This is a genomic window from Pseudomonas sp. GW821-FHT12A04, assembly GCF_058807755.1.
In genome coordinates, this window is the sequence record NZ_JBXAQZ010000004.1 from 183162 (window position 1) to 204960 (window position 21799).

A 21799-nucleotide genomic window follows, 5' to 3' on the forward strand; every position below is an offset into this window, starting at 1 on the left:
TAGATCGTCAGATATAGATGATCACCTTTGCCATGCTCCTTCAGAGAATCCGCATGCAAACTTTTTTTATCGCGCCCACCGATTTTGGTGTGGGTCTGACCTCCATCAGCCTAGGGCTGGTACGCACCCTTGAGCGAGCCGGGCTCAAGGTCGGTTTTTTCAAACCGATTGCCCAGCCGCATCCGGGCGACACGGGCCCGGAACGTTCCACCGAACTGGTGGCGCGTACCCACGGCTTGAAACCGCCCCAGCCCCTGGGCCTGGCCCATGTCGAGCGCATGCTCGGCGACGGCCAGCTCGATGAGTTACTCGAAGAAATCATCACCCTTTATCAGCAGGCTGCCATCGGCAAGGACGTGCTGATCGTCGAAGGCATGGTGCCGACCCGCAGCGCCAGTTATGCCGCGCGGGTCAACCTGCACCTGGCCAAGAGCCTCGACGCCGAGGTGATCCTGGTCTCGGCACCGGAAAACGAAGTGCTGACCGAGCTCTCCGGTCGCGTCGAGTTGCAGGCGCAGTTGTTCGGCGGCCCGAAAGACCCGAAAGTCCTCGGTGTGATCCTCAACAAGGTCAAGACCGAAGAAAGCATGGAGGCCTTCGCCACGCGCCTGAAAGAGCATTCGCCGTTGCTGCGCAGTGGTGATTTCCGCTTGCTCGGCTGCATTCCGTTCCAGCCGGAACTGAACGCCCCGCGCACCCGCGACGTCGCCGACCTGATGGGCGCGCAAGTGCTCAACGCCGGTGATTACGAAACCCGGCGCATGACCAAGATCATCATTTGCGCCCGCACCATGCGTAACACCGTGGAGTTGCTCAAGCCCGGCGTGCTGGTGGTGACCCCTGGCGACCGCGACGACATCATCCTCGCCGTCAGCCTTGCGGCCTTGAACGGCGTGCCTCTGGCCGGCCTGCTGCTGACCAGCGACACCCTGCCCGACCCACGCATCATGGACCTGTGTCGCGGTGCCCTGCAGGCCGGATTGCCGGTGCTGTCGGTGAGTACCGGCTCCTACGACACCGCCAACCTGCTCAATGGCCTGAACAAGGAAATCCCCATCGATGACCGCGAGCGCGCCGAAATCATCACCGATTTCATCGCCAGCCACCTCGATGCCAACTGGCTGCATCAGCGCTGCGGCACACCACGGGAGATGCGCCTGTCGCCAGCGGTGTTCCGCTATCAACTGATCCAGCGCGCCCAGGCGGCCAACAAGCGCATCGTACTGCCCGAAGGCAGCGAGCCGCTGACCGTGCAGGCCGCCGCGATCTGCCAGGCCCGTGGCATCGCTCGCTGTGTGTTGCTGGCCAAGCCCGAGGACGTGCAGGCCGTCGCCCGTGCCCAGGGCATCGAGCTGCCACCGGGCCTGGAAATCATTGATCCGGACTCGATCCGCGAACGCTATGTCGAGCCGATGGTCGCGCTGCGCAAAAGCAAAAGCCTCAATGCGCCAATGGCCGAGCAACAACTGGAAGACACCGTTGTGATCGGCACCATGATGCTGGCCCTGGATGAAGTCGACGGCCTCGTATCGGGCGTGATCAACACCACCGCCAACACCATCCGCCCGGCCCTGCAGCTGATTAAAACCGCGCCAGGCTGCACCTTGGTGTCGTCGGTGTTCTTCATGCTGTTTCCGGAAGAGGTGCTGGTCTACGGCGACTGCGTGATGAACCCGCACCCGAGCGCCAGTGAACTGGCCGAGATCGCCCTGCAAAGCGCTGATTCGGCCGCCGCGTTCGGCATCACGCCACGAGTGGCGATGATCAGCTACTCCAGCGGTGAGTCGGCCAGCGGCGAAGAAGTCGAGAAGGTCCGCGAGGCAACCCTGCTCGCCCACGAACAACAGCACTCGCTGCTGATCGACGGCCCCTTGCAGTACGACGCCGCCGCCAACGAAAGCGTGGCCCGGCAACTGGCGCCGAACAGTCAGGTGGCCGGTCGTGCCACGGTTTACGTATTCCCCGACCTCAACACCGGCAATACCACGCACAAGGCCGTACAGCGCAGCGCCGACTGCGTCAGCCTCGGGCCGATGCTGCAAGGCCTGCGCAAACCGGTGAACGATTTGCCGCGCGGCGCGCAGGTCGATGACATCGTCTACACCATCGCCCTGACCGCGATTCAAGCCGCCAACCGACCTATGGATGTGTAAATGCTGGATTTCTTACCTGCTGCGCTGCGGGGCGTGATCGCCTCGCTGCTGTTGGCATTGAACACGATTCTGCTCTGCTCGTTCCTGTTCTGCGTGGCACTCGTCAAGGTATTGCCGTTCGCCCTCACCCAGCGCCTCGCGGGCTGGCTGATGAGCCATACCCACGAAGCCTGGATCAGCATCAACAAAGGCTGGATGAACCTGGTGCGCCGCACACGCTGGCACATCAGCGGCCTGCAAGGCCTCGACTATCAGCATTCGTACCTGATCACCAGCAACCACCAGAGCTGGGTCGACATCCTGGTGCTGCAATACGTGCTAAACCGGCGCATTCAGCCACTGAAGTTCTTTCTCAAGCAGGAGCTGATCTGGGTTCCGGTGATCGGTCTGGCCTGGTGGGCGCTGGGCTTTCCGTTCATGAAGCGTTACTCCAAGGCCTATCTGGAAAAGCACCCGGAGAAGAAAGGCAAGGACCTGGAAACCACCCGCAAGACCTGTGCGAAATTCCGCGACAACCCGGTGGGCATTTTCAACTTCGTCGAAGGCACGCGCTTCACCGAGGGCAAACACAAGCAACAGCAGTCACCCTTCAAGTACCTGCTCAAGGCCAAGGCCGGTGGCATTGCCTTTGTGCTGGATGCGATGGGTGAGCAGCTTGAATCCCTGGTCAACGTGACCATCCACTACCCCGCCGGGCGCCCGGGTTTCTGGGATTTGCTGTGCGGGAACGTTGCGGACGTGGTGGTGCACTTTGAAGAACTGAAGATCCCGCCGCAGTTCATCGGCAAGAACTATGACCAGGACGGTGAATACCGCCTGCAGTTTCAGGGCTGGATCAATCAGTTGTGGCTGGACAAGGATGCATTACTGGAACAGCTGCACCACGAATTCCCAGGCAAACACTAATCCCTTGTGGGAGCGAGCTTGCTCGCGATTGCGGACTGACATTCAACATTGATGTCGACTGATCCGCCGCTATCGCGAGCAAGCTCGCTCCCACAGGTTTAGTGTTTGTTTTGACTGATTACCAGACACAAAAAAACCCGCCGATGATCACTCATCGACGGGTTTCTTTTTACCGGTCAGCGCTTAGATCGCGCCACGCTCACGCAGCAGACCCAGCACTTGCTTGACGCCTTCCTCCAGCGACACGGACTGGGTGTCGATCACCAGGTCGGCATCCAGCGGCACATCGTACGGGAAGGACTCGCCCGGGATGTTATCCCCGGCCGCCGCGTACAAACCTTGCGGATCACGCTCGGCGCAGACCGTCGGCGAAGCCTGGACGTAGACCGTCAGCAGACGCTCCTTGCCGATCAGTTCCCGGGCCTGTTCACGCCCTTCGGCACTCGGGGCAACGAACGCAGCGAGGGTCAGCAGACCAGCCTCGTTGAACTGACGCGCCACGTGCGCGGCACGACGCCAGTTCTCGGTACGCCCGGCGCGATCCTGTGGCAGACCTTTGTTCAGGTCGTGACGCAGGTTCTGGCCATCGAGCACGAACACCGCGCGCCCCAGGTCGAACAGCTTGCGTTCAACCGCATACGCCAGGGTGCTTTTGCCCGCGCCCGACAAGCCGCTGAACAACACGGTGGCCGGTTGCTGGCCGAAGCGCTGTGCACGCTCTTCGGTGGCGACATGGGCCAGTTTGCCGTGGTGCGTACTGGTGCCATGGGCCAAAGGCTGGGCGACGATCATGCCCGCGCCAACGGTGCCGTTGGTCAAGCGGTCGATGATGATGAAGGCGCCGGTGGTGCGGTTGCTGTCGTAACCGTCGAGGGCAATCGGCGCATCGAGCGCGATCTTGACCTTGCCGATTTCGTTCAGCTGCAACGCACTGGCCGGACCTTCTTCCAGGGTGTTCACGTCGACCTTGTTGACGATGCTGGCGATGGAGCCCGGCACGTAACTGGTGGCGCGTTTGATGTCGTACTTCTTGCCCGGCAGCATCGGCTCTTCAGCCATCCACACCAGCATCGCTTCGAAGCTGTCGGTGACTGGCGGCACGTTGTCGGCATGTACCAACAGGTCGCCACGGGAAATATCGATTTCGTCTTCCATGGTCAGCGTTACAGCCTGACCAGGACCTGCGTGCTCCAGTTCACCTTCGAAGGTGACGATGGATTTCACGCGGCTGCTCTTGCCCGACGGCAGGACCACGACTTCGTCGCCTTTCTTGACGATGCCGCTGGCCAGGGTGCCGGCGAAGCCACGGAAGTTCAGGTTCGGACGGTTGACGTACTGAACCGGGAAACGCAAGTCGGTGAAGTTGCGATCGCCCGCCACTTCCACGGTCTCGAGGATCTCCATCAGCGACTGGCCGGTATACCACGGCGAGCGCTCGGACTTGTTCACCACGTTGTCGCCTTTCAGCGCAGACATCGGCACGAAGTGCATGCTGGTGGGCTTGAGCTTCAAGCCTTCGGCGAACTGCAGGTAGTCGGCCTTGATCGACTCGAACACACCCTGGTCGAAGTCCTTGAGGTCCATCTTGTTGATGGCCACGACTATGTGCTTGATGCCCAGCAACGAGGCGATGAAGCTGTGGCGACGGGTCTGGGTCTGCACGCCGTAACGGGCGTCGACCAGGATGATCGCCAGGTCACAGGTGGAGGCACCGGTGGCCATGTTGCGGGTGTACTGCTCGTGGCCTGGGGTGTCGGCGATGATGAATTTGCGCTTGGCGGTGGAGAAGTAGCGGTACGCGACATCGATGGTGATGCCTTGTTCACGCTCGGCCTGCAGGCCGTCGACCAGCAGCGCCAGGTCGATGTCTTCGCCGGTGGTGCCGACTTTTTTCGAATCGCGGGTAATGGCTTCCAGGTGATCTTCGTAGATCATCTTGGAGTCGTGCAGCAGGCGCCCGATCAGGGTGCTCTTGCCGTCGTCGACGTTACCGCAGGTCAGAAAGCGCAGCAGCTCTTTACGTTCGTGCTGGCCCAGGTAGGCGAGGATGTCCTCGCTGATCAAATCAGATGCGTGCGACATGACAACCCCTTAGAAATAACCCTGACGTTTTTTGTCTTCCATCGAGCCTGCGCCATCGTGGTCGATGACACGGCCCTGGCGCTCGGAAGTTCGCGTCAGGAGCATTTCCTGAATGATGTCCGTGAGGCTTTCGGCCTCGGACTCCACCGCGCCCGTCAACGGGTAGCAACCAAGGGTACGGAAACGCACTTTCTTTTTGACGATGCGCGCTTTGTCTTCGTCGCTCAGGTGCTCGAGGATGCGCTCGTCGTCGATCATGATCAGCGTGCCGTTCTTCTCGATGACTTCACGCTCGGCGGCGAAATACAGCGGAACGATCGGGATGCCTTCAAGGTAGATGTACTGCCAGATGTCCAGCTCGGTCCAGTTCGACAGCGGGAAGACGCGGATCGACTCGCCCTTGTTGACCTTGCCGTTGTAGACGTTCCACAGCTCGGGGCGCTGGTTTTTCGGATCCCAGCGGTGCTTGCTGTCGCGGAACGAGTACACGCGCTCTTTGGCGCGGGATTTCTCTTCATCGCGACGAGCGCCGCCGAATGCTGCGTCGAAACCATACTTGTCGAGTGCCTGCTTGAGGCCCTCGGTCTTCATGATGTCGGTGTGCTTGGCGCTGCCGTGGGTGAACGGGTTGATGTCCTGCGCCACGCCGTCCGGGTTGACGTGGGTGATCAGGTCGAGGCCCAGCTCGGCGACCATCTTGTCGCGGAAGCTGTACATCTCCTTGAATTTCCAGCGAGTGTCGACGTGCATCACCGGAAACGGCAGCTTGCCCGGGAAGAACGCCTTGCGTGCCAGATGCAGCATCACGGCGGAGTCTTTACCGATGGAGTACAGCATCACCGGGTTATCGAACTCGGCGGCCACCTCGCGGATGATGTGGATGCTTTCCGCCTCCAGCTGTTTCAGATGCGTCAGTTTGTCGACCATGGCTACTCACGAAAACTTTCTTATGAACGGCCACCGGGCCGTGTTCGAGCGGGGATCCTAGCACAGCGCCCCCTTCTAATCAGGACGCCAACTAGATCGAAAGAGCATATGAATATGCCTGCCTGTTTGGCCTGTAGGAGCGAGCCTGCTCGCGATGGTCGTCAACGATAACGCTGGGAGTCTGACACCCCGCGGTGTTCTCGGGTACATCGCGAGCAAGGCTCGCTCCTACAGGGATAGCGTTTCGTCAGATCGGATTCGGGCAATCGATGAAGATGTGCTCCAGCGCAAACCGACGGGCCAGATAATCCCCCAGCGCCTGAACGCCGTAGCGCTCGGTCGCATGGTGACCGGCGGCGATGAAGCTGATGTCGTTTTCCCTGGCGCTGTGGAAGGTTTGCTCGGAAGCCTCGCCGCTGAGGTACAGATCGACACCCGCCAGAATGGCTTGATCGATGTAACCCTGGCCACCACCGGTGCACCAGCCGACGCGGCGTACCATGGCGCTGCCTTCGATCAACAGCGGCTCACGCCCCATCACTTCCTGGACGCGGCGGGCGAAATCCCGGGGCATCATTGGCTCATTCAGCGAGCCGACCAGGCCGACAATCTTCAGGTTGTCCGGGTCCAAAGGACCTTCGACGGTGATGTCGAGCTGTCGCGCGAGCTGCGCGTTATTGCCGACATCCGGGTGCAGGTCCAGCGGCAGGTGATAGGACAACAGGCTGATATCGTGCTTGAGCAGGGTCTTCAAGCGGCGCTGCTTCATGCCGGTGATGCACGGATTTTCACCTTTCCAGAAGTAGCCATGATGCACCAGCACCAGGTCTGCGTTGGCCTCCACGGCCGCATCGAGCAAGGCCTGGCTGGCGGTGACCCCACTGACAATGCGCATCACTTGTGGCCGCCCCTCGACCTGCAGGCCGTTGGGGCAATAATCGGCGATTTTGGCGCTGTTGAGGTAGCGGTCGGCTTCTTCGACCAGGGTGCTCAGGGCGACGGCCATAAAAGACTCCTAAATATCCCGTTCAGAGGCGCGTGCGGCCTCGTATAATGCGCGTCATTATGAGCGGTCTCAGACCGCCTGCAACTCTCTCAGGAACTGCTTAATGCTCAAGGCGCTGCGTTTTTCCGGCTGGCCGCTGTTGGCCGGCGTGCTTGTCGCTCTTTTGATAATCCAGCGTTACCCGCAGTGGGTCGGGCTCCCGAGCCTCGACGTCAATCTGCAACAAGCGCCGCAAACCACCAGCATGCAGCAGGGTCCGGTGTCTTATGCCGAAGCGGTATCCACCGCGGCGCCATCGGTGGTGAACCTGTACACCACCAAAGTCATCAACAAACCCAACCATCCGCTGTTCGAAGATCCGCAGTTTCGTCGCTTCTTCGGCGATAACTCGCCCAAGCAGAAACGCATGGAGTCGAGCCTCGGTTCCGGCGTGATCATGAGCCCGGAAGGCTACATCCTGACCAACAACCACGTGACCAGCGGTGCCGACCAGATCGTGGTGGCGCTCAAGGACGGCCGGGAAACCCTGGCGCGAGTGATCGGCAGCGACCCGGAGACCGACCTCGCGGTTCTGAAAATCGACTTGAAAAACCTGCCGGCGATCACCGTGGGGCGTTCCGACAACATCCGCATCGGCGATGTGGCGCTGGCCATCGGCAACCCCTTCGGCGTCGGCCAGACCGTAACCATGGGCATCATCAGCGCCACCGGGCGCAATCAATTGGGCCTGAACAACTACGAAGACTTCATCCAGACCGATGCGGCGATCAACCCGGGCAACTCAGGCGGTGCGCTGGTGGATGCCATCGGCAACCTGACCGGTATCAACACGGCGATCTTTTCCAAGTCCGGGGGCTCCCAGGGCATTGGGTTCGCAATCCCCGTGAAGCTGGCGATGGAAGTGATGAAGTCGATCATCGAGCACGGCCAGGTGATTCGTGGCTGGCTGGGTATCGAGGTGCAGCCGCTGACCCAGGAACTGGCCGAGTCGTTCGGCTTGTCCGGTCGTCCAGGCATTGTCGTGGCGGGAATTTTCCGCGATGGCCCGGCACAGAAGGCCGGTCTGCAACTGGGTGATGTGATTCTTGCCATCGATGGCGAACCGGCCGGTGATGGCCGTCGCTCGATGAATCAGGTAGCGCGGATCAAGCCGACCGACAAGGTCGCGATCGAGGTGATGCGCAACGGCAAGGAGCTCAAGCTGATGGCTGAAGTCGGCCTGCGTCCGCCGCCGGCTCCGATCAAGGAAAAAGAAGAAGAGTAAGCGGACAACCCAAAAACCTGTGGGAGCGAGCTTGCTCCGGGCGGCGCTCCGACGATGAGGCAATAACATTCAACATACTCGTTGACTGTAAATCCGCTATCGCGAGCAAGCTCGCTCCCACAGGGTCGTGCCTGGTTTTACAAGTCGCCCAGGCCGTCGATCAGCGCCTGATTCTGCTCCGGCGTGCCGATGGAGATCCGCAGGAACTGGGCAATCCGCTCCTGCTTGAAGTGCCGGACGATCACGCCTTGCTCGCGCAGCTTAGCCGCAAGCCCCGCCGCATCGTACCGGGGGTGACGGGCAAAAATGAAGTTCGCCGCCGATGGCAGCACTTCAAAACCCTTCTCCTCCAGCTGTGCAACGACCTTCTCGCGATTCTCGATCACCAACCGGCAGGTCTTGTCGAAATACTCGCGATCCTCGAACGCGGCGGCAGCGCCGACATTCGCCATGCGATCCAGCGGATAGGAGTTGAAGCTGTTCTTGATCCGCTCCAGCGCCTCGATCAGGTCCGGATGGCCGACCGCCAATCCAACCCGCAGGCCCGCCAGGGAACGGGACTTGGACAGGGTCTGGGTCACCAGCAGGTTCGGATAACGGTCCACCAGGGTGATTGCCGTCTCGCCACCGAAGTCGATGTAGGCCTCGTCGACCACCACCACCGAATCCGGGCTCGCCTTGAGAATCTGCTCCACCGCTTCCAGCGCCAACAGGCAGCCGGTCGGCGCGTTCGGGTTGGGGAAGATGATCCCGCCGTTCGGCCTGGCATAGTCCGCCGGGTTGATCTGGAACTGCTCGTCCAGCGGCACCGCGTCGAACTTGATGCCGTACAAACCGCAGTAGACCGGGTAGAAGCTGTAGCTGATGTCCGGGAACAACAGCGGCTGATCGTGCTGCAGCAAACCGTGGAAGATGTGCGCCAGCACTTCATCGGAACCGTTGCCGAGGAACACTTGATTGCTTTGCACACCGTAGTACCTGGCGACCGCGTTCTTCAGCAGATCGCTGTTCGGGTCCGGGTACAGACGCAGGTTGTCGTTCAGTTCGGTTTGCATCGCGGCCAAGGCTTTGGGCGATGGACCGTACGGATTTTCATTGGTGTTGAGCTTCACCAGTTTTGCCAGCTTCGGCTGCTCGCCCGGGACGTAAGGCACCAGATTCTTGACGAACGGGCTCCAGAATTTACTCATGTTCAGTTCCCCTGCCCTTGTGGAAAGTCTTCGTCGACGATGCGGTACTCGGCGCTACGCGCGTGGGCGGTCAGCGATTCGCCACGGGCCAGCACGGAAGCGGTTTTGCCCAACTCGGAAGCGCCCTGCTCGGAACAGAAGATGATCGACGAGCGTTTCTGGAAGTCGTACACACCCAGCGGCGAGGAGAAACGCGCGGTGCCGGAGGTCGGCAATACGTGGTTGGGACCTGCGCAGTAGTCGCCCAAGGCTTCAGAGGTGTGGCGGCCCATGAAGATCGCGCCGGCGTGGCGGATCTGCGGCAGCCAGGCTTGTGGATCGGCAACGGACAATTCGAGGTGCTCCGGCGCGATGCGGTTGGCCACTTCGATGGCTTGCTCCATGTCGCGCACCTTGATCAGTGCTCCTCGGCCATTGATCGAGGTTTCGATGATCGCGGCGCGCTCCATGGTCGGCATCAGCTTGGCGATGCTGGCGGCGACCTTGTCGAGGAATTCGGCGTCGGGGCTGACCAGAATCGCCTGGGCGTCTTCGTCGTGCTCGGCCTGGGAGAACAGGTCCATGGCGATCCAGTCCGGATCGGTCTGGCCGTCGCACACCACCAGGATCTCGGAGGGACCGGCGATCATGTCGATTCCGACCTGGCCGAACACGTGGCGCTTGGCGGTGGCGACATAGATGTTGCCCGGGCCGACCACTTTATCGACCTTCGGCACGCTTTCGGTGCCGTAAGCCAATGCGGCAACGGCTTGAGCGCCACCGATGGTGAACACACGGTCAACGCCGGCGATGCAGGCAGCGGCCAGCACCAGTTCATTGATTTCACCGCGCGGGGTCGGTACGACCATGACCACTTCGGTGACGCCGGCGACCTTGGCCGGAATCGCGTTCATCAACACCGACGACGGGTACGACGCCTTGCCACCCGGTACGTACAGGCCGGCACGGTCCAGCGGCGTGACTTTCTGGCCCAGCACGGTGCCGTCGGCCTCGGTGTAGCTCCAGGAGTCCTGCTTCTGTTTTTCGTGGTAGCTGCGCACACGGGCGGCGGCGACTTCCAGCGCTTCGCGCTGAGCCACGGTAATGCGCGTCAGTGCCAATTCCAGACGCTCACGCGGCAGGATCAGGTCGGCCATGGACTTCACGTCCAGGCCGTCGAACTGGCGGGTAAAGTCCACCAGTGCCGCGTCGCCACGTTCACGCACAGCCTTGATGATGTCCAGCACCCGCTGATTGACCGAGTCGTCAGACACACTTTCCCAGCTCAGCAGATGATCCAGATGATGCGCGAAATCCGGGTCAGCAGCGTTGAGTCGGCGAATTGCAGTCGGTGCGGTCATAGCGAGAGCCTCATAGGAATGGCAAAAACTCAGGCGCCCTAACTTAGCAGTCGTTTCCGCTTGGGCACCTGAGAATTCTGGCTATGAGGCGGATAGACGGGCGCGACTTAACGTCGCGCAGGTGAATCAGCCGCGGTGTCGAGACTCCACTGCCTTGCGCAGGGTGTCGATCAACGCCTGGATACGGGCGTGCTGCATCTTCATCGAAGCTTTGTTGACGATCAGCCGGGAGCTGATGGCAGCAATGAAATCCTGTGGCTCCAGACCGTTGGCCCGCAGCGTGTTACCAGTGTCGACCACGTCGATGATCTTGTCCGCCAGGCCGATCAGCGGCGCCAGCTCCATCGAACCGTAGAGCTTGATGATGTCGACCTGACGGCCCTGTTCGGCGTAGTAGCGCTTGGCAACGTTGACGAACTTGGTGGCGATACGCAGGCGGCCCTTGGGCTCGACCGCGCCGACCTTGCCGGCGGTCATCAGCTTGCACTGGGCAATTTGCAGGTCCAGCGGCTCGTACAGGCCCTGGCCGCCGTATTCCATCAGCACATCTTTACCGGCGACACCGAGGTCGGCGGCACCATGCTCGACGTAAGTCGGCACATCGGTGGCACGCACGATCAGCAGGCGTACATCTTCCTGGGTCGTGGGAATGATCAGCTTGCGGCTCTTGTCCGGATTCTCGGTCGGCACGATGCCCGCTTCAGCCAGAAGCGGCAGGGTGTCGTCAAGGATGCGGCCCTTGGACAGTGCGATGGTCAACATGGGAAACGTCAGTCCTTATCAAGGTACTCATGCCCGGTCGCAAATGGCGCCGGACACACATCGAGCCGAAAACGGCTCGACTTCAACAAATCAACGGGCATGTCCTTATGCCCATACAGCAGGGACTAGCCCGGAACGCGGCGGATCTTGGCGCCCAGCATCTGCAGTTTTTCTTCGATGCACTCGTAGCCACGGTCTATGTGGTAGATGCGGTCGATCAGCGTGTCGCCTTCGGCGATCAGGGCCGAGATCACCAGGCTGGCCGAAGCACGCAGGTCGGTCGCCATCACTGGCGCGCCCTTGAGCTTTTCGGTGCCGGTGACGATGGCGGTGTTGCCTTCGACCTGGATCTTGGCGCCCATGCGGTGCAGCTCGTAGACGTGCATGAAGCGGTTTTCGAAGATCGTCTCGATCACAGCGCCGGTGCCTTCGGCAATGGCGTTGAGGGAGATGAACTGCGCCTGCATGTCGGTCGGGAACGCCGGGTACGGAGCGGTCCGCACGTTGACGGCTTTCGGACGCTTGCCGTGCATGTTCAGCTCGATCCAGTCTTCGCCACAGGTGATTTCGGCACCGGACTCACGGAGTTTTTCCAGAACGGCTTCGAGGATGGTCGGATCCGTATCCTTGACCTTCACACGACCACCGGTCACCGCCGCCGCCACCAGATAGGTGCCGGTTTCGATGCGGTCAGGCATTACTTTATAAGTGGTGGTGTGCAGACGCTCGACGCCATCGATGGTGATGGTATCGGTACCGGCGCCGGAAACCTTGGCGCCCATGGCGTTCAGGAAGTTCGCCAGGTCGACCACTTCAGGCTCGCGAGCGGCGTTTTGCAGGACGCTACGGCCCTTGGCCAAGGCCGCGGCCATCATGATGTTTTCGGTACCGGTCACACTGACGGTATCGAAGAAGAAGTGCGCACCGCGCAGGCCACCTTCAGGCGCCTTGGCCTTGATGTAGCCGCCTTCGACGTCGATGACGGCGCCCATGGCTTCCAGGCCACGGATGTGCAGGTCAACCGGACGCGAACCGATGGCGCAACCGCCAGGCAAGGCGACTTCGGCTTCACCGAAACGAGCAACCATCGGACCGAGCACCAGAATCGACGCACGCATGGTTTTAACCAGTTCGTAAGGTGCGACCAGGGTCTTGATGGTGCGCGGGTCGATTTCGACGGCCAGCTTCTCGTCGATCACAGGTTCGATACCCATGCGCCCGAACAGCTCGATCATGGTGGTGATGTCGTGCAGGTGCGGCAGGTTGGCCACAGTCACCGGGCCATCGCACAGCAGGGTAGCCGCCAGGATCGGCAGGGCAGAGTTCTTTGCCCCGGAGATGCGGATCTCGCCGTCAAGACGAGCACCGCCAGTAATAATCAATTTATCCATAAGAATCTCGACGCCCTTGGGCTCAGGTGCGCTCGGCCCAGGCCGCGCTGCTGAAAAATTTCATAGTGACCGCATGGATGCTGCCATCGGTGATCCATGGGTTCAAATGGGCATAGACCTGCTGCTGACGCTTGACCGGGCTTAACGCCGCCAGTTCATCGCTAATCACGTTCAGCTGGAAATTGCAGCCTTCGCCCTCGACTTCTACTTTCGTTCCGGGCAGCTTTCCTTCAAGAAAGCTCTTAACTTCGTTGGCCTGCATGCTCAACCTCAATCGGCGCCCTGTGCGCGCGGGTCGGACATCATACAAAAAAGCCCCGCGCCTGCGAACCCCGCCAAGCAGGACTCAGACGGGGGGCTTATTCATAGATGCGGGTTAGGGATGCGCCAACAGCTCGGTCAGCTCGCTGACCTGAGCGATTTCACGCATGTCTTCCGGCATCCCACGGATGCTCAGGGCCTTGCCGGCCTCCTGCGCATCACGGATAAAGCACAGCAGCAACGACAAACCGACACTGCTGGACTTGGTTACCGCCGAGCAATCGACCACCAGCGCTGCAGCGTTGCTGGCTTTGATCAGCGCCTTGCCCTGCTCGCGCAGGCCAGGGCCGGTGCGGTAATCCAGCACGCCACTGAGTCGCAGCTCGCCCGCTTCGTCCATCTGGACTGCCGACTCACTCATTGGGCTGACTGCTCTGGTTTCTTGTCGGTGGCTTCCTTGGCCTTGGCGACTTCCCCGGCCCAACCATTGATGGTCTTGTCCAGGTCGTTGCCATTGCGCTGCATCGCATCGGCGAACTGATCGCGGAACAGCTTGCCGATATTGATGCCATTGATGATGACGTTACGCAGTTTCCACTCGCCGTTGATCTTTTCCAGCGTGTAGGACACTGGATAGATCGCGCCGCTGCTGCCTTTGACAGTCATGCCTACACTGGTACGGTCGCCCGACTCGTCTTTGGCCGGCTCAACGGTGATGCCCTGGTTGTTGTACTCCAGCAAGGCATTGCCATAGAACTGGAACAGCCCCTTCTTGAAATTTTCTTCGAAGGTCTTCATCTGTGCAGGCGTAGCTTTACGCGAGTACTTGACCGTCATGATGCTCTTGGAAATACCCTCGGCATCCACGACCGGCCCGACGATGGTGTTCAGTGCCGCATAAAAGTCTTGCGGATCCTGCTTGTACTTCTCTTTGTTTGCCGCCAGGTCCGCGAGCATACGGTTGGTTGTGTCCTGCACCAGATCGTGCGCCGAAGTCGCCGCTACGGCGTGGGACACCAACGGAAACACCGCGAGCATTACCAACAGGCCACGTCGCAAGATAGAGATCATTTAACAGTTCCTCATTTAGCTTCTTTGCTAACGGTATTGAGCAGGAATTTACCGATCAGGTCTTCGAGCACCAGCGATGACTGCGTGTCATGGATGGTTCCACCATCCTTGAGCAGGGTGTCTTCCCCGCCCACGCTGATACCGATGTACTTCTCGCCCAACAGGCCAGCAGTCAGGATAGATGCAGTGGAGTCCGCCGGCAGATTATCGATGCGTTTTTCCAGCTGCATGGTCACCCGACCGGTGAAACTGTCGCGATCCAGATCGATGGCCGTGACCTTGCCGATGGTCACACCGGCCATGGTCACCTTTGCTCTGACCGTCAAACCGGCGATATTGTCGAAGTAGGCGTAAAGTTTATACGTGTCGGTGCTCGGAGTCGGGGACAGGCCACTGACCCGCAACGCCAACAAGAGCAAAGCCAGGATGCCAGCCAGCAAGAAAAGGCCGACACCGATTTCCAGGGTGCGGTTTTGCATCAGAAATCTCCAAACATCAAGGCGGTCAGAATAAAGTCCAGGCCGAGTACTGCCAACGAGGCATATACAACGGTCTTGGTAGTGGCACGACTGATCCCCTCGGAAGTGGGTTCGCAGTCATAGCCTTGGAATACGGCGATCCAGGTCACGACAAAGGCAAAGACGATACTTTTGATGATCCCGTTGAGCACATCGTCGGCGAACGTCACGCTGTTCTGCATGTTCGACCAGTAGGAGCCCTCATAGACCCCCAGCCAGTCGACCGCTACCCACGAGCCGCCCCAGATACCCACCACGCTGAAAATCATCGCCAGCACCGGCAGGGAGATGAAACCGGCCCACAGGCGTGGCGCGATGATGTACTTGAGCGGGTCGACCCCGATCATTTCCAGGCTGGACAACTGCTCGGTGGACTTCATGTTGCCGATTTCGGCGGTCAACGCCGAACCTGCGCGCCCGGCGAACAGCAAGGCGGTCACTACCGGCCCCAGTTCACGCAGCAGCGTCAGCGCCACCATCTGCCCGACAGCCTGCTCCGAACCATAGCTGGAAAGAATGTTGAAGCCCTGCAGCGCCAGCACCATGCCGATGAACACCCCGGAGACCACGATGATCACCAGGGACATCACGCCCACCGAATGCAACTGCTTGACCAGCAGCCCGAAGCCGCCACCGATACCGCCCCGGCCGAGCAAGGCATGGAACAGGAACAGGCTCGAACGCCCGAACACCGCCAGCACATCGATGCCGGCCTGGCCGAAGCGGCGAACGCGCTCCATCAATGAAATTCTGCGCATCAGCGCTTCCCCAGAAGATCTGCGCGGTAATCCGTCGCTGGAAAGTGGTACGGAACCGGGCCATCGGGTTCGCCGGTCATGAACTGACGAATGCGCGGTTCATCCGAATTCATCAACTCGTCAGGCGTCCCCTGCCCCAACACCTGCCCATCGCCCACCACATAAATGTAGTCGGCAATGCTCGCGGTCTCGGCCAGGTCGTGGGATACCACGATGCTGGTGATGCCCAGCGCATCGTTGAGCAACCGGATGAGGCGCACCAGAACGCCCATTGCGATGGGGTCCTGGCCGACAAAGGGCTCGTCGTACATGAGGATCTGCGGGTCGAGCGCAATCGCCCGGGCCAGCGCAACACGGCGTTTCATGCCGCCGGAAAGCTCGTCGGGCATCAGTTCGATAGCACCGCGCAAGCCCACGGCCTGCAATTTGAGCAGGACAATGTCGCGGATCATTTCATCCGGCAGCTGGGTATGAACACGCAACGGAAAAGCGACGTTCTCGAAGACATCGAGGTCGGTAAACAGTGCGCCGCTCTGAAACAGCACGCCCATGTGCTTGCGCGCGTCGAACAGGTCGCTGCGCGACAGTTTTGGCAGGTTCTGACCGTTGACCCAGACTTCGCCCTTGGTGGGCCGCAACTGGGCGCCCATCAGACGCAAGAGCGTGGTCTTGCCACACCCGGAAGGCCCCATGATGCCGGTGACCTTGCCGCGCGGGATACGGATATCGACATTATTGAAAATGCTGCGCGCACCGCGCTTGAAGGACAGTCCCTTCAGCTCGACCGCGTAGGCTTTATCGGCACTCATCTAAACTCCTTGCGATGCAGCCTCTCACTCGGACGCCTGGCTTTCTGACAAAAGCACATACCTCCCGGGCAGGCCGAACTGGCGGCGAACTATATCACTGCAACGGCTGCGCGCCCAAGGCCAAAGCCAGGTCATGTTCAGCCGCATGACAGGTTGAAGGCCCCGTTTAGAAGGTTTCCGGCAACAAGGATGGCAATGCGCGACGAACTAGCGTGAGGGATTCGATCATAACCGTTATAATCGCCGCCTTTTCATCAGGCTATACGATTTCTGACATGAGCCAATCCAGCGACCTGATTCAATCAGCACAACGCACCATCCGCCTCGAGGTAGAAGCCGTGCAAGGCCTGCTACCCCATATCGACGCAGATTTCGTACGCGCTTGCGAGATGATTCTGGCCAGCAAAGGCCGCGTGGTCGTGGTCGGCATGGGCAAGTCGGGACACATCGGCAACAAGATTGCCGCGACCTTGGCCAGCACCGGCACCACGGCGTTTTTTGTGCACCCGGCTGAAGCCAGCCACGGTGACATGGGCATGATTACCCGCGACGACATCATTCTGGCGCTCTCGAATTCCGGCTCCACCAATGAAATCGTGACCCTGCTGCCACTGATCAAGCGCCTGGGCATTCAGTTGATCAGCGTGACCGGCAAGCCTGACTCGCCGCTAGCCAAGGCCGCCGAGGTCAACCTGAATGTTCACGTCGAGCACGAAGCCTGTCCGTTGAACCTGGCCCCCACCTCGTCGACCACCGCCGCCCTGGTCATGGGCGATGCCTTGGCAGTCGCGCTGCTGGAAGCCCGTGGCTTTACCGCCGAAGACTTCGCCTTTTCCCATCCCGGCGGCGCCCTGGGCCGACGCCTGCTGCTGAAAGTGGAAAATGTCATGCACGCCGGGCAAGAGTTACCGCAAGTACAGCGCGGCACCCTGCTGAAGGACGCGCTAATGGAAATGACCCGCAAAGGCCTGGGCATGACCGTGATCCTGGAGGCCGACGGAAAGCTGGCCGGGATCTTTACTGACGGTGACTTGCGTCGCACGCTGGACCGTAGCATCGACATCCATAGCGCTACCATCGAACAGGTCATGACAGCACACGGCAAGACTGCCCGCGCCGAGATGCTCGCCGCCGAAGCGCTGAAAATCATGGAAGACCATAAAATCAACGCGCTGGTCGTAGTCGACAGTGAAGACCGCCCGGTCGGCGCCTTGAACATGCACGACTTGCTGCGTGCAGGAGTAATGTAATGAGTGCGGACCTGCTGCAACGCGGCAAACAGATCAAGCTGGCGGTGTTCGATGTCGATGGCGTCCTGACCGATGGGCGCCTGTACTTCCTCGAAGACGGCAGCGAGTTCAAGACGTTCAACACCCTCGACGGCCAGGGCATCAAGATGCTGATGGCCGCCGGCGTGCAGACCGCCATCATCAGTGGCCGCAAGACCCCGGTGGTCGAGCGGCGGGCCAAAAACCTCGGTATCCCGCACCTCTATCAGGGTCGCGAGGATAAACTGGTGGTACTCGACGAACTGCTGGCCCAACTCAACCTGAGCTATGAACAGGTGGCCTACCTCGGCGACGACCTGCCGGACCTGCCGGTGATTCGCCGCGTCGGCCTGGGCATGGCGGTGGCCAATGCCGCCAGCTTCGTGCGTGAACACGCCCACGGCATCACCCTCGCCCGTGGCGGCGAAGGTGCCGCTCGCGAATTCTGCGAATTGATCCTGCGCGCCCAGGACCGCCTCGACGCGGCCAATGCGGCGTACCTGTGAGCCCACTATGCTGAGCAAAAAATTTCGCAACACCCTGATGTTCAGTTGCATCGCGGCGATATTCGCTGCGGTTGGCTACTGGAACATCAGCCCGGAACGTTTCCTCGACAAGCCGGTAACGCCGGTCGATGAAAGCGCGATCGACTATTACGCCATCAACGCCCACAGCGTGCAGTACCTGCCCGACGGCAAGCTGCAATATGATCTGGTGTCCGACAAGGTCGAGCACGTGAAAGCGACCGAGGTGACATTGCTGACCAACCCCGACCTGAATGTGTTCCGCGGCACTGAATTCCCGTGGCACGTCCAGAGCCTGCGCGGCGAGGTCAACCCTGATGGCACACAGGTCGAACTGATCGATGACGTGCGCATCACGCGCTTCGACGAGAAAAACCGTAGAACCCTGATCACCAGCACCCGCATGACCGTGTTCCCGCAGCAGCAATATGCGCAGACCGAGCAAGACGTTAGAATCGACGGCGCTGGCGGTGTATCGACTGGCAAGGGAATGAAAGCGTATTTGAAAGAAAGCAGGATACACCTGCTATCGAACGTAAGAGGACAGTATGAGGCTCGTTAAAACCCTCCCGATTTTGCTCAGTCTGGGCGCAGCACTGGGAAGCGTGAGCGCCTGGGCTCTGCCGGAAGACCAACAGCAGCCTATCCGTATTCAGGCCGACGATGCCCAGCTGGACGACAAGCAAGGTATTGCTACCTATAAGGGTGACGTGATCATCACCCAAGGCTCGATGAAGGTGACAGGCAACACCGTTACCATCACCCGCACCCCGGCTGGCGACATTGACGTAGTGACCTCGGTGGGCAACCTGGCGTACTTCGAGCAATTGCAAACGGCTGGCGATACCAAGCCTGTCCAGGGTTGGGGCGTGACGATCCAGTATCACGCTTCGCAAAATCGCGTCGTACTGATCGACAAGGCCAAAGTTGTCGACAAGGACAACAACGTCACCCAAGGTGAGAAAATTGTCTACGACACGGACAAGAAACTCGCCAGCGCCGGTCGCGCCACAGGCAGCAAAGTCACCGAGGCGCGTCCGCGTATCGACATGGTGATCCAGCCGAAGAAGAAAACCGACGAGAAAAAGGCCCAGTAATGGCAACTCTGAAAGCTCAGCATCTGGCCAAGAGCTACAAGAGCCGCCAGGTCGTGCGTGACGTCAGCCTGTCCATCGACAGCGGCCAGATCGTCGGCCTGCTTGGCCCGAACGGCGCCGGCAAGACCACCTGCTTCTACATGATCGTCGGCCTGGTGCAAGCCGATCAGGGCCGTGTCCTGATCGATGACCTGGACGTCAGCCACCAACCGATGCACGGCCGCGCAAAGGCCGGTATCGGCTACTTGCCGCAGGAAGCATCGATCTTCCGCAAACTGTCGGTGGCCGACAACATCATGGCCATCCTCGAGACCCGCAAGGAACTCGACAAGGCCGGTCGTCGCAAGGAGCTGGAAAGCCTGCTGCAGGAATTCCACATCAGCCACATCCGCGACAACCTGGGCATGAGCCTGTCCGGTGGTGAGCGCCGTCGCGTGGAAATCGCCCGCGCCCTGGCCACCAACCCGAAATTCATCCTCCTCGACGAGCCCTTCGCCGGCGTGGACCCGATTTCGGTCGGCGACATCAAGCAGATCATTCACCACCTCAAGGCCAAGGGCATTGGCGTGCTGATCACGGACCACAACGTTCGTGAAACCCTGGATATCTGTGAAACCGCCTATATCGTCAATGACGGCCAACTGATTGCCGAAGGCGACGCAGAGACCATCCTGGCCAACGACCTGGTCAAGGAAGTGTATCTGGGCCATGAGTTCCGCCTGTAAGCGCTGAGCCGTGCCCAGGCAGCTTGCCCGGGCACCTGACCAGCCACTCACCAGCGCTTCCGTGCCGACAAGCGTGGTCAGCCCTCGACAAGGGCAGCGCTGCAACACAGCTTTATAGTTTTTTATTGTTACAGCGCTCTAGGCAAACCCTTTAGTTTCAGGCATATAATTTGCTTAAGTTTGGCGCCCCGGCGCCCTGTAGTGGATGGCGCATGTGCGCCGGCGAATAAGGTGTTAAGCCCCTGCCATGAAACCATCGCTAGTCTTGAGAATGGGCCAGCAGCTGACGATGACACCGCAGCTGCAACAGGCCATCCGCCTGCTCCAATTGTCAACCCTGGACCTGCAACAGGAAATCCAGGAGGCCCTGGAGTCCAATCCGATGCTCGAACGCCAGGAAGAAGGCGACGACTTCGACAATTCCGACCCCCTGGCCGACAACGCCGAACAAAAGCCCAACACCGACATCCAGGAGCCCTCCTACCAGGAAAGCGCCCCGACGGTTGATAACCTCGATGAGGGTGACTGGAACGAGCGTATCCCCAACGAACTCCCCGTCGACACCGCGTGGGAAGACGTTTACCAGACCAGCGCCAGCAGCCTGCCCAGCAATGATGATGACGAGTGGGACTTCACCACCCGCACCTCGGCCGGCGAAAGCCTGCAGAGCCACTTGCTGTGGCAACTGAACCTGGCCCCGATGTCCGACACCGATCGCCTGATCGCCGTGACCCTGATCGACTGCATCAACAATCAGGGCTACCTGGACGAAACCCTCGAGGAAATCCTCGAAGCGTTCGACCCGGAACTGGACATCGAACTGGACGAAATCGAAGCCGTCCTGCACCGCATCCAGCAATTCGAGCCCGCCGGCATCGGCGCCCGCAACCTGGGCGAATGCCTGCTGCTGCAATTGCGCCAGCTGCCTGCCAAGACCCCTTGGCTGGCCGAGGCCAAGCGCCTGGTCACCGATTACATCGACCTGCTTGGCAGCCGCGACTACAGCCAGTTGATGCGTCGCATGAAGCTCAAGGAAGATGAGCTGCGCCAGGTCATCGAGCTGGTCCAGAGCCTCAACCCGCGCCCGGGCTCGCAGATCGAGTCCACCGAAGCCGAGTACGTCGTTCCTGACGTCATCGTGCGCAAGGACAACGAGCGCTGGCTGGTGGAGCTCAATCAGGAGTCGGTGCCACGGCTGCGGGTCAATGCCCAGTACGCCGGTTTCGTGCGCCGCGCCGACACCAGCGCCGACAATACCTTCATGCGCAATCAGTTGCAGGAGGCCCGCTGGTTCATCAAGAGCCTGCAAAGCCGCAATGAAACCCTGATGAAGGTTGCCACCCAGATCGTCGAGCATCAGCGCGGCTTTCTGGAGTACGGCGACGAAGCCATGAAGCCGCTGGTCCTGCATGACATCGCCGAAGCGGTCGGCATGCATGAATCGACGATTTCACGGGTGACCACCCAGAAGTTCATGCACACCCCCCGGGGCATTTATGAACTGAAGTACTTTTTTTCCAGTCACGTAAGCACCTCCGAAGGCGGCGAATGCTCGTCCACGGCGATCCGGGCGATCATCAAAAAACTGGTTGCAGCGGAAAATCAGAAAAAGCCGTTGAGTGACAGCAAGATCGCTGGTTTACTGGAGGCACAAGGCATTCAGGTGGCTCGCCGCACCGTCGCCAAGTACCGCGAATCCCTCGGGATCGCGCCTTCGAGCGAACGCAAGCGGTTGATGTAGGGCCAC

The 21799-nt window shown here is 60.3% G+C and carries 22 protein-coding genes; 9 read left to right on the forward strand and 13 right to left on the reverse strand.

Features of this window, described 5'->3' with window-relative positions; translation table 11 throughout:
* Window positions 1-53: 53 nt before the first annotated feature.
* A complete protein-coding gene (gene pta, locus AC1RS8_RS08500; protein ID WP_429520772.1) occupies window positions 54-2153 on the forward strand; it encodes a phosphate acetyltransferase in 2100 nt (699 codons plus the stop codon).
* Complete coding sequence (gene yihG / locus AC1RS8_RS08505) at window positions 2154-3059, forward strand: 1-acylglycerol-3-phosphate O-acyltransferase, YihG family (RefSeq protein WP_090453101.1); 906 nt, start codon at window positions 2154-2156, stop codon at window positions 3057-3059. It begins immediately after the preceding gene.
* A 183-nt stretch (window positions 3060-3242) separates the two neighbouring features.
* Here the strand turns inward: yihG and cysN are convergent, their stop codons facing one another.
* From cysN to AC1RS8_RS08520, 3 genes are all read right to left on the reverse strand, one after another.
* Window positions 3243-5141 (reverse strand): sulfate adenylyltransferase subunit CysN, encoded by a 1899-nt coding sequence (cysN, locus tag AC1RS8_RS08510; protein WP_340316850.1) that lies wholly within the window; start codon window positions 5139-5141, stop codon window positions 3243-3245.
* Window positions 5142-5150: 9 nt separating this feature from the next.
* Window positions 5151-6068: a sulfate adenylyltransferase subunit CysD gene (cysD, locus tag AC1RS8_RS08515; RefSeq protein ID WP_008046199.1), complete on the reverse strand. Its 918-nt coding sequence runs from the start codon at window positions 6066-6068 to the stop codon at window positions 5151-5153.
* 247 nt (window positions 6069-6315) lie between these two features.
* Entirely contained in the window at window positions 6316-7074 is a 759-nt protein-coding gene (locus AC1RS8_RS08520) for a Nif3-like dinuclear metal center hexameric protein (protein ID WP_057716409.1), read from the reverse strand.
* Window positions 7075-7177: 103 nt separating this feature from the next.
* Between AC1RS8_RS08520 and algW the strand changes: the two genes are divergently transcribed.
* The gene (algW, locus tag AC1RS8_RS08525; RefSeq protein WP_057716410.1) at window positions 7178-8338 is read left to right on the forward strand and encodes a Do family serine endopeptidase AlgW; all 1161 of its coding nucleotides are present in this window, start codon (window positions 7178-7180) and stop codon (window positions 8336-8338) included.
* Window positions 8339-8475: 137 nt separating this feature from the next.
* Here algW and hisC read toward each other — a convergent pair whose 3' ends face one another.
* The 10 genes from hisC to AC1RS8_RS08575 all read right to left on the reverse strand — a co-directional run bounded on the left by hisC (window position 8476) and on the right by AC1RS8_RS08575 (window position 16438).
* Complete coding sequence (hisC, locus tag AC1RS8_RS08530; protein ID WP_057716411.1) at window positions 8476-9528, reverse strand: histidinol-phosphate transaminase; 1053 nt, start codon at window positions 9526-9528, stop codon at window positions 8476-8478.
* Window positions 9529-9530: 2 nt separating this feature from the next.
* Complete coding sequence (hisD, locus tag AC1RS8_RS08535; protein ID WP_057716412.1) at window positions 9531-10868, reverse strand: histidinol dehydrogenase; 1338 nt, start codon at window positions 10866-10868, stop codon at window positions 9531-9533.
* A 126-nt stretch (window positions 10869-10994) separates the two neighbouring features.
* Window positions 10995-11630: an ATP phosphoribosyltransferase gene (gene hisG / locus AC1RS8_RS08540; protein WP_008018703.1), complete on the reverse strand. Its 636-nt coding sequence runs from the start codon at window positions 11628-11630 to the stop codon at window positions 10995-10997.
* Between the two features lie 125 nt (window positions 11631-11755).
* Window positions 11756-13021, reverse strand: coding sequence for a UDP-N-acetylglucosamine 1-carboxyvinyltransferase (gene murA, locus AC1RS8_RS08545; RefSeq protein ID WP_056728381.1), 1266 nt, complete (start codon window positions 13019-13021; stop codon window positions 11756-11758).
* A gap of 22 nt (window positions 13022-13043) precedes the next feature.
* Window positions 13044-13283 carry a BolA family protein gene (locus tag AC1RS8_RS08550; protein ID WP_020796650.1) on the reverse strand — a complete coding sequence of 80 codons (240 nt, stop codon included), beginning with the start codon at window positions 13281-13283 and terminating at the stop codon, window positions 13044-13046.
* A gap of 114 nt (window positions 13284-13397) precedes the next feature.
* The gene (locus AC1RS8_RS08555) at window positions 13398-13703 is read right to left on the reverse strand and encodes an STAS domain-containing protein (protein WP_090453094.1); all 306 of its coding nucleotides are present in this window, start codon (window positions 13701-13703) and stop codon (window positions 13398-13400) included.
* Window positions 13700-14353, reverse strand: a complete 654-nt coding sequence (locus AC1RS8_RS08560; protein WP_057716414.1) for an MlaC/ttg2D family ABC transporter substrate-binding protein — start codon at window positions 14351-14353, stop codon at window positions 13700-13702. Before AC1RS8_RS08560 ends, AC1RS8_RS08555 begins: the two co-directional genes overlap by 4 nt.
* 11 nt (window positions 14354-14364) lie before the next feature.
* Window positions 14365-14832: an outer membrane lipid asymmetry maintenance protein MlaD gene (gene mlaD / locus AC1RS8_RS08565; RefSeq protein WP_007970271.1), complete on the reverse strand. Its 468-nt coding sequence runs from the start codon at window positions 14830-14832 to the stop codon at window positions 14365-14367.
* Complete coding sequence (mlaE, locus tag AC1RS8_RS08570) at window positions 14832-15629, reverse strand: lipid asymmetry maintenance ABC transporter permease subunit MlaE (RefSeq protein ID WP_057716415.1); 798 nt, start codon at window positions 15627-15629, stop codon at window positions 14832-14834. The genes mlaD and mlaE overlap by 1 nt, the downstream gene beginning before the upstream one ends.
* The gene (locus AC1RS8_RS08575; RefSeq protein WP_489339751.1) at window positions 15629-16438 is read right to left on the reverse strand and encodes an ATP-binding cassette domain-containing protein; all 810 of its coding nucleotides are present in this window, start codon (window positions 16436-16438) and stop codon (window positions 15629-15631) included. The genes mlaE and AC1RS8_RS08575 overlap by 1 nt, the downstream gene beginning before the upstream one ends.
* 275 nt (window positions 16439-16713) lie before the next feature.
* Between AC1RS8_RS08575 and AC1RS8_RS08580 the strand changes: the two genes are divergently transcribed.
* The 6 genes from AC1RS8_RS08580 (at window position 16714) to AC1RS8_RS08605 (ending at window position 21793) form a co-directional block, all read left to right on the forward strand.
* Window positions 16714-17688, forward strand: coding sequence for a KpsF/GutQ family sugar-phosphate isomerase (locus AC1RS8_RS08580; protein ID WP_218494925.1), 975 nt, complete (start codon window positions 16714-16716; stop codon window positions 17686-17688).
* The gene (locus tag AC1RS8_RS08585) at window positions 17688-18212 is read left to right on the forward strand and encodes a KdsC family phosphatase (protein ID WP_008018712.1); all 525 of its coding nucleotides are present in this window, start codon (window positions 17688-17690) and stop codon (window positions 18210-18212) included. Before AC1RS8_RS08580 ends, AC1RS8_RS08585 begins: the two co-directional genes overlap by 1 nt.
* Before the next feature lie 7 nt (window positions 18213-18219).
* Complete coding sequence (lptC, locus tag AC1RS8_RS08590; protein ID WP_057716417.1) at window positions 18220-18792, forward strand: LPS export ABC transporter periplasmic protein LptC; 573 nt, start codon at window positions 18220-18222, stop codon at window positions 18790-18792.
* Entirely contained in the window at window positions 18779-19327 is a 549-nt protein-coding gene (gene lptA / locus AC1RS8_RS08595) for a lipopolysaccharide transport periplasmic protein LptA (protein ID WP_057716418.1), read from the forward strand. Before lptC ends, lptA begins: the two co-directional genes overlap by 14 nt.
* Window positions 19327-20052: an LPS export ABC transporter ATP-binding protein gene (gene lptB, locus AC1RS8_RS08600; RefSeq protein ID WP_008054366.1), complete on the forward strand. Its 726-nt coding sequence runs from the start codon at window positions 19327-19329 to the stop codon at window positions 20050-20052. The genes lptA and lptB overlap by 1 nt, the downstream gene beginning before the upstream one ends.
* 247 nt (window positions 20053-20299) lie before the next feature.
* A complete protein-coding gene (locus AC1RS8_RS08605; RefSeq protein ID WP_015093497.1) occupies window positions 20300-21793 on the forward strand; it encodes an RNA polymerase factor sigma-54 in 1494 nt (497 codons plus the stop codon).
* Window positions 21794-21799: the final 6 nt, after the last annotated feature.

What these genes read in the sequence shown, in the direction of transcription:
- yihG (WP_090453101.1), top strand. Translation starts at nt 2,154, where the DNA reads ATGCTGGATTTCTTACCTGCTGCGCTGCGGGGCGTGATCGCCTCGCTG.
- hisD (WP_057716412.1), bottom strand. Translation starts at nt 10,868, where the DNA reads ATGACCGCACCGACTGCAATTCGCCGACTCAACGCTGCTGACCCGGAT.
- murA (WP_056728381.1), bottom strand. Translation starts at nt 13,021, where the DNA reads ATGGATAAATTGATTATTACTGGCGGTGCTCGTCTTGACGGCGAGATC.
- mlaE (WP_057716415.1), bottom strand. Translation starts at nt 15,629, where the DNA reads ATGCGCAGAATTTCATTGATGGAGCGCGTTCGCCGCTTCGGCCAGGCC.
- lptB (WP_008054366.1), top strand. Translation starts at nt 19,327, where the DNA reads ATGGCAACTCTGAAAGCTCAGCATCTGGCCAAGAGCTACAAGAGCCGC.
- AC1RS8_RS08520 (WP_057716409.1), bottom strand. Translation starts at nt 7,074, where the DNA reads ATGGCCGTCGCCCTGAGCACCCTGGTCGAAGAAGCCGACCGCTACCTC.
- AC1RS8_RS08580 (WP_218494925.1), top strand. Translation starts at nt 16,714, where the DNA reads ATGAGCCAATCCAGCGACCTGATTCAATCAGCACAACGCACCATCCGC.
- cysD (WP_008046199.1), bottom strand. Translation starts at nt 6,068, where the DNA reads ATGGTCGACAAACTGACGCATCTGAAACAGCTGGAGGCGGAAAGCATC.
- mlaD (WP_007970271.1), bottom strand. Translation starts at nt 14,832, where the DNA reads ATGCAAAACCGCACCCTGGAAATCGGTGTCGGCCTTTTCTTGCTGGCT.
- hisC (WP_057716411.1), bottom strand. Translation starts at nt 9,528, where the DNA reads ATGAGTAAATTCTGGAGCCCGTTCGTCAAGAATCTGGTGCCTTACGTC.
- AC1RS8_RS08605 (WP_015093497.1), top strand. Translation starts at nt 20,300, where the DNA reads ATGAAACCATCGCTAGTCTTGAGAATGGGCCAGCAGCTGACGATGACA.
- lptA (WP_057716418.1), top strand. Translation starts at nt 18,779, where the DNA reads ATGAGGCTCGTTAAAACCCTCCCGATTTTGCTCAGTCTGGGCGCAGCA.
- pta (WP_429520772.1), top strand. Translation starts at nt 54, where the DNA reads ATGCAAACTTTTTTTATCGCGCCCACCGATTTTGGTGTGGGTCTGACC.
- AC1RS8_RS08555 (WP_090453094.1), bottom strand. Translation starts at nt 13,703, where the DNA reads ATGAGTGAGTCGGCAGTCCAGATGGACGAAGCGGGCGAGCTGCGACTC.
- cysN (WP_340316850.1), bottom strand. Translation starts at nt 5,141, where the DNA reads ATGTCGCACGCATCTGATTTGATCAGCGAGGACATCCTCGCCTACCTG.
- AC1RS8_RS08560 (WP_057716414.1), bottom strand. Translation starts at nt 14,353, where the DNA reads ATGATCTCTATCTTGCGACGTGGCCTGTTGGTAATGCTCGCGGTGTTT.
- AC1RS8_RS08585 (WP_008018712.1), top strand. Translation starts at nt 17,688, where the DNA reads ATGAGTGCGGACCTGCTGCAACGCGGCAAACAGATCAAGCTGGCGGTG.
- AC1RS8_RS08575 (WP_489339751.1), bottom strand. Translation starts at nt 16,438, where the DNA reads ATGAGTGCCGATAAAGCCTACGCGGTCGAGCTGAAGGGACTGTCCTTC.
- hisG (WP_008018703.1), bottom strand. Translation starts at nt 11,630, where the DNA reads ATGTTGACCATCGCACTGTCCAAGGGCCGCATCCTTGACGACACCCTG.
- AC1RS8_RS08550 (WP_020796650.1), bottom strand. Translation starts at nt 13,283, where the DNA reads ATGCAGGCCAACGAAGTTAAGAGCTTTCTTGAAGGAAAGCTGCCCGGA.
- algW (WP_057716410.1), top strand. Translation starts at nt 7,178, where the DNA reads ATGCTCAAGGCGCTGCGTTTTTCCGGCTGGCCGCTGTTGGCCGGCGTG.
- lptC (WP_057716417.1), top strand. Translation starts at nt 18,220, where the DNA reads ATGCTGAGCAAAAAATTTCGCAACACCCTGATGTTCAGTTGCATCGCG.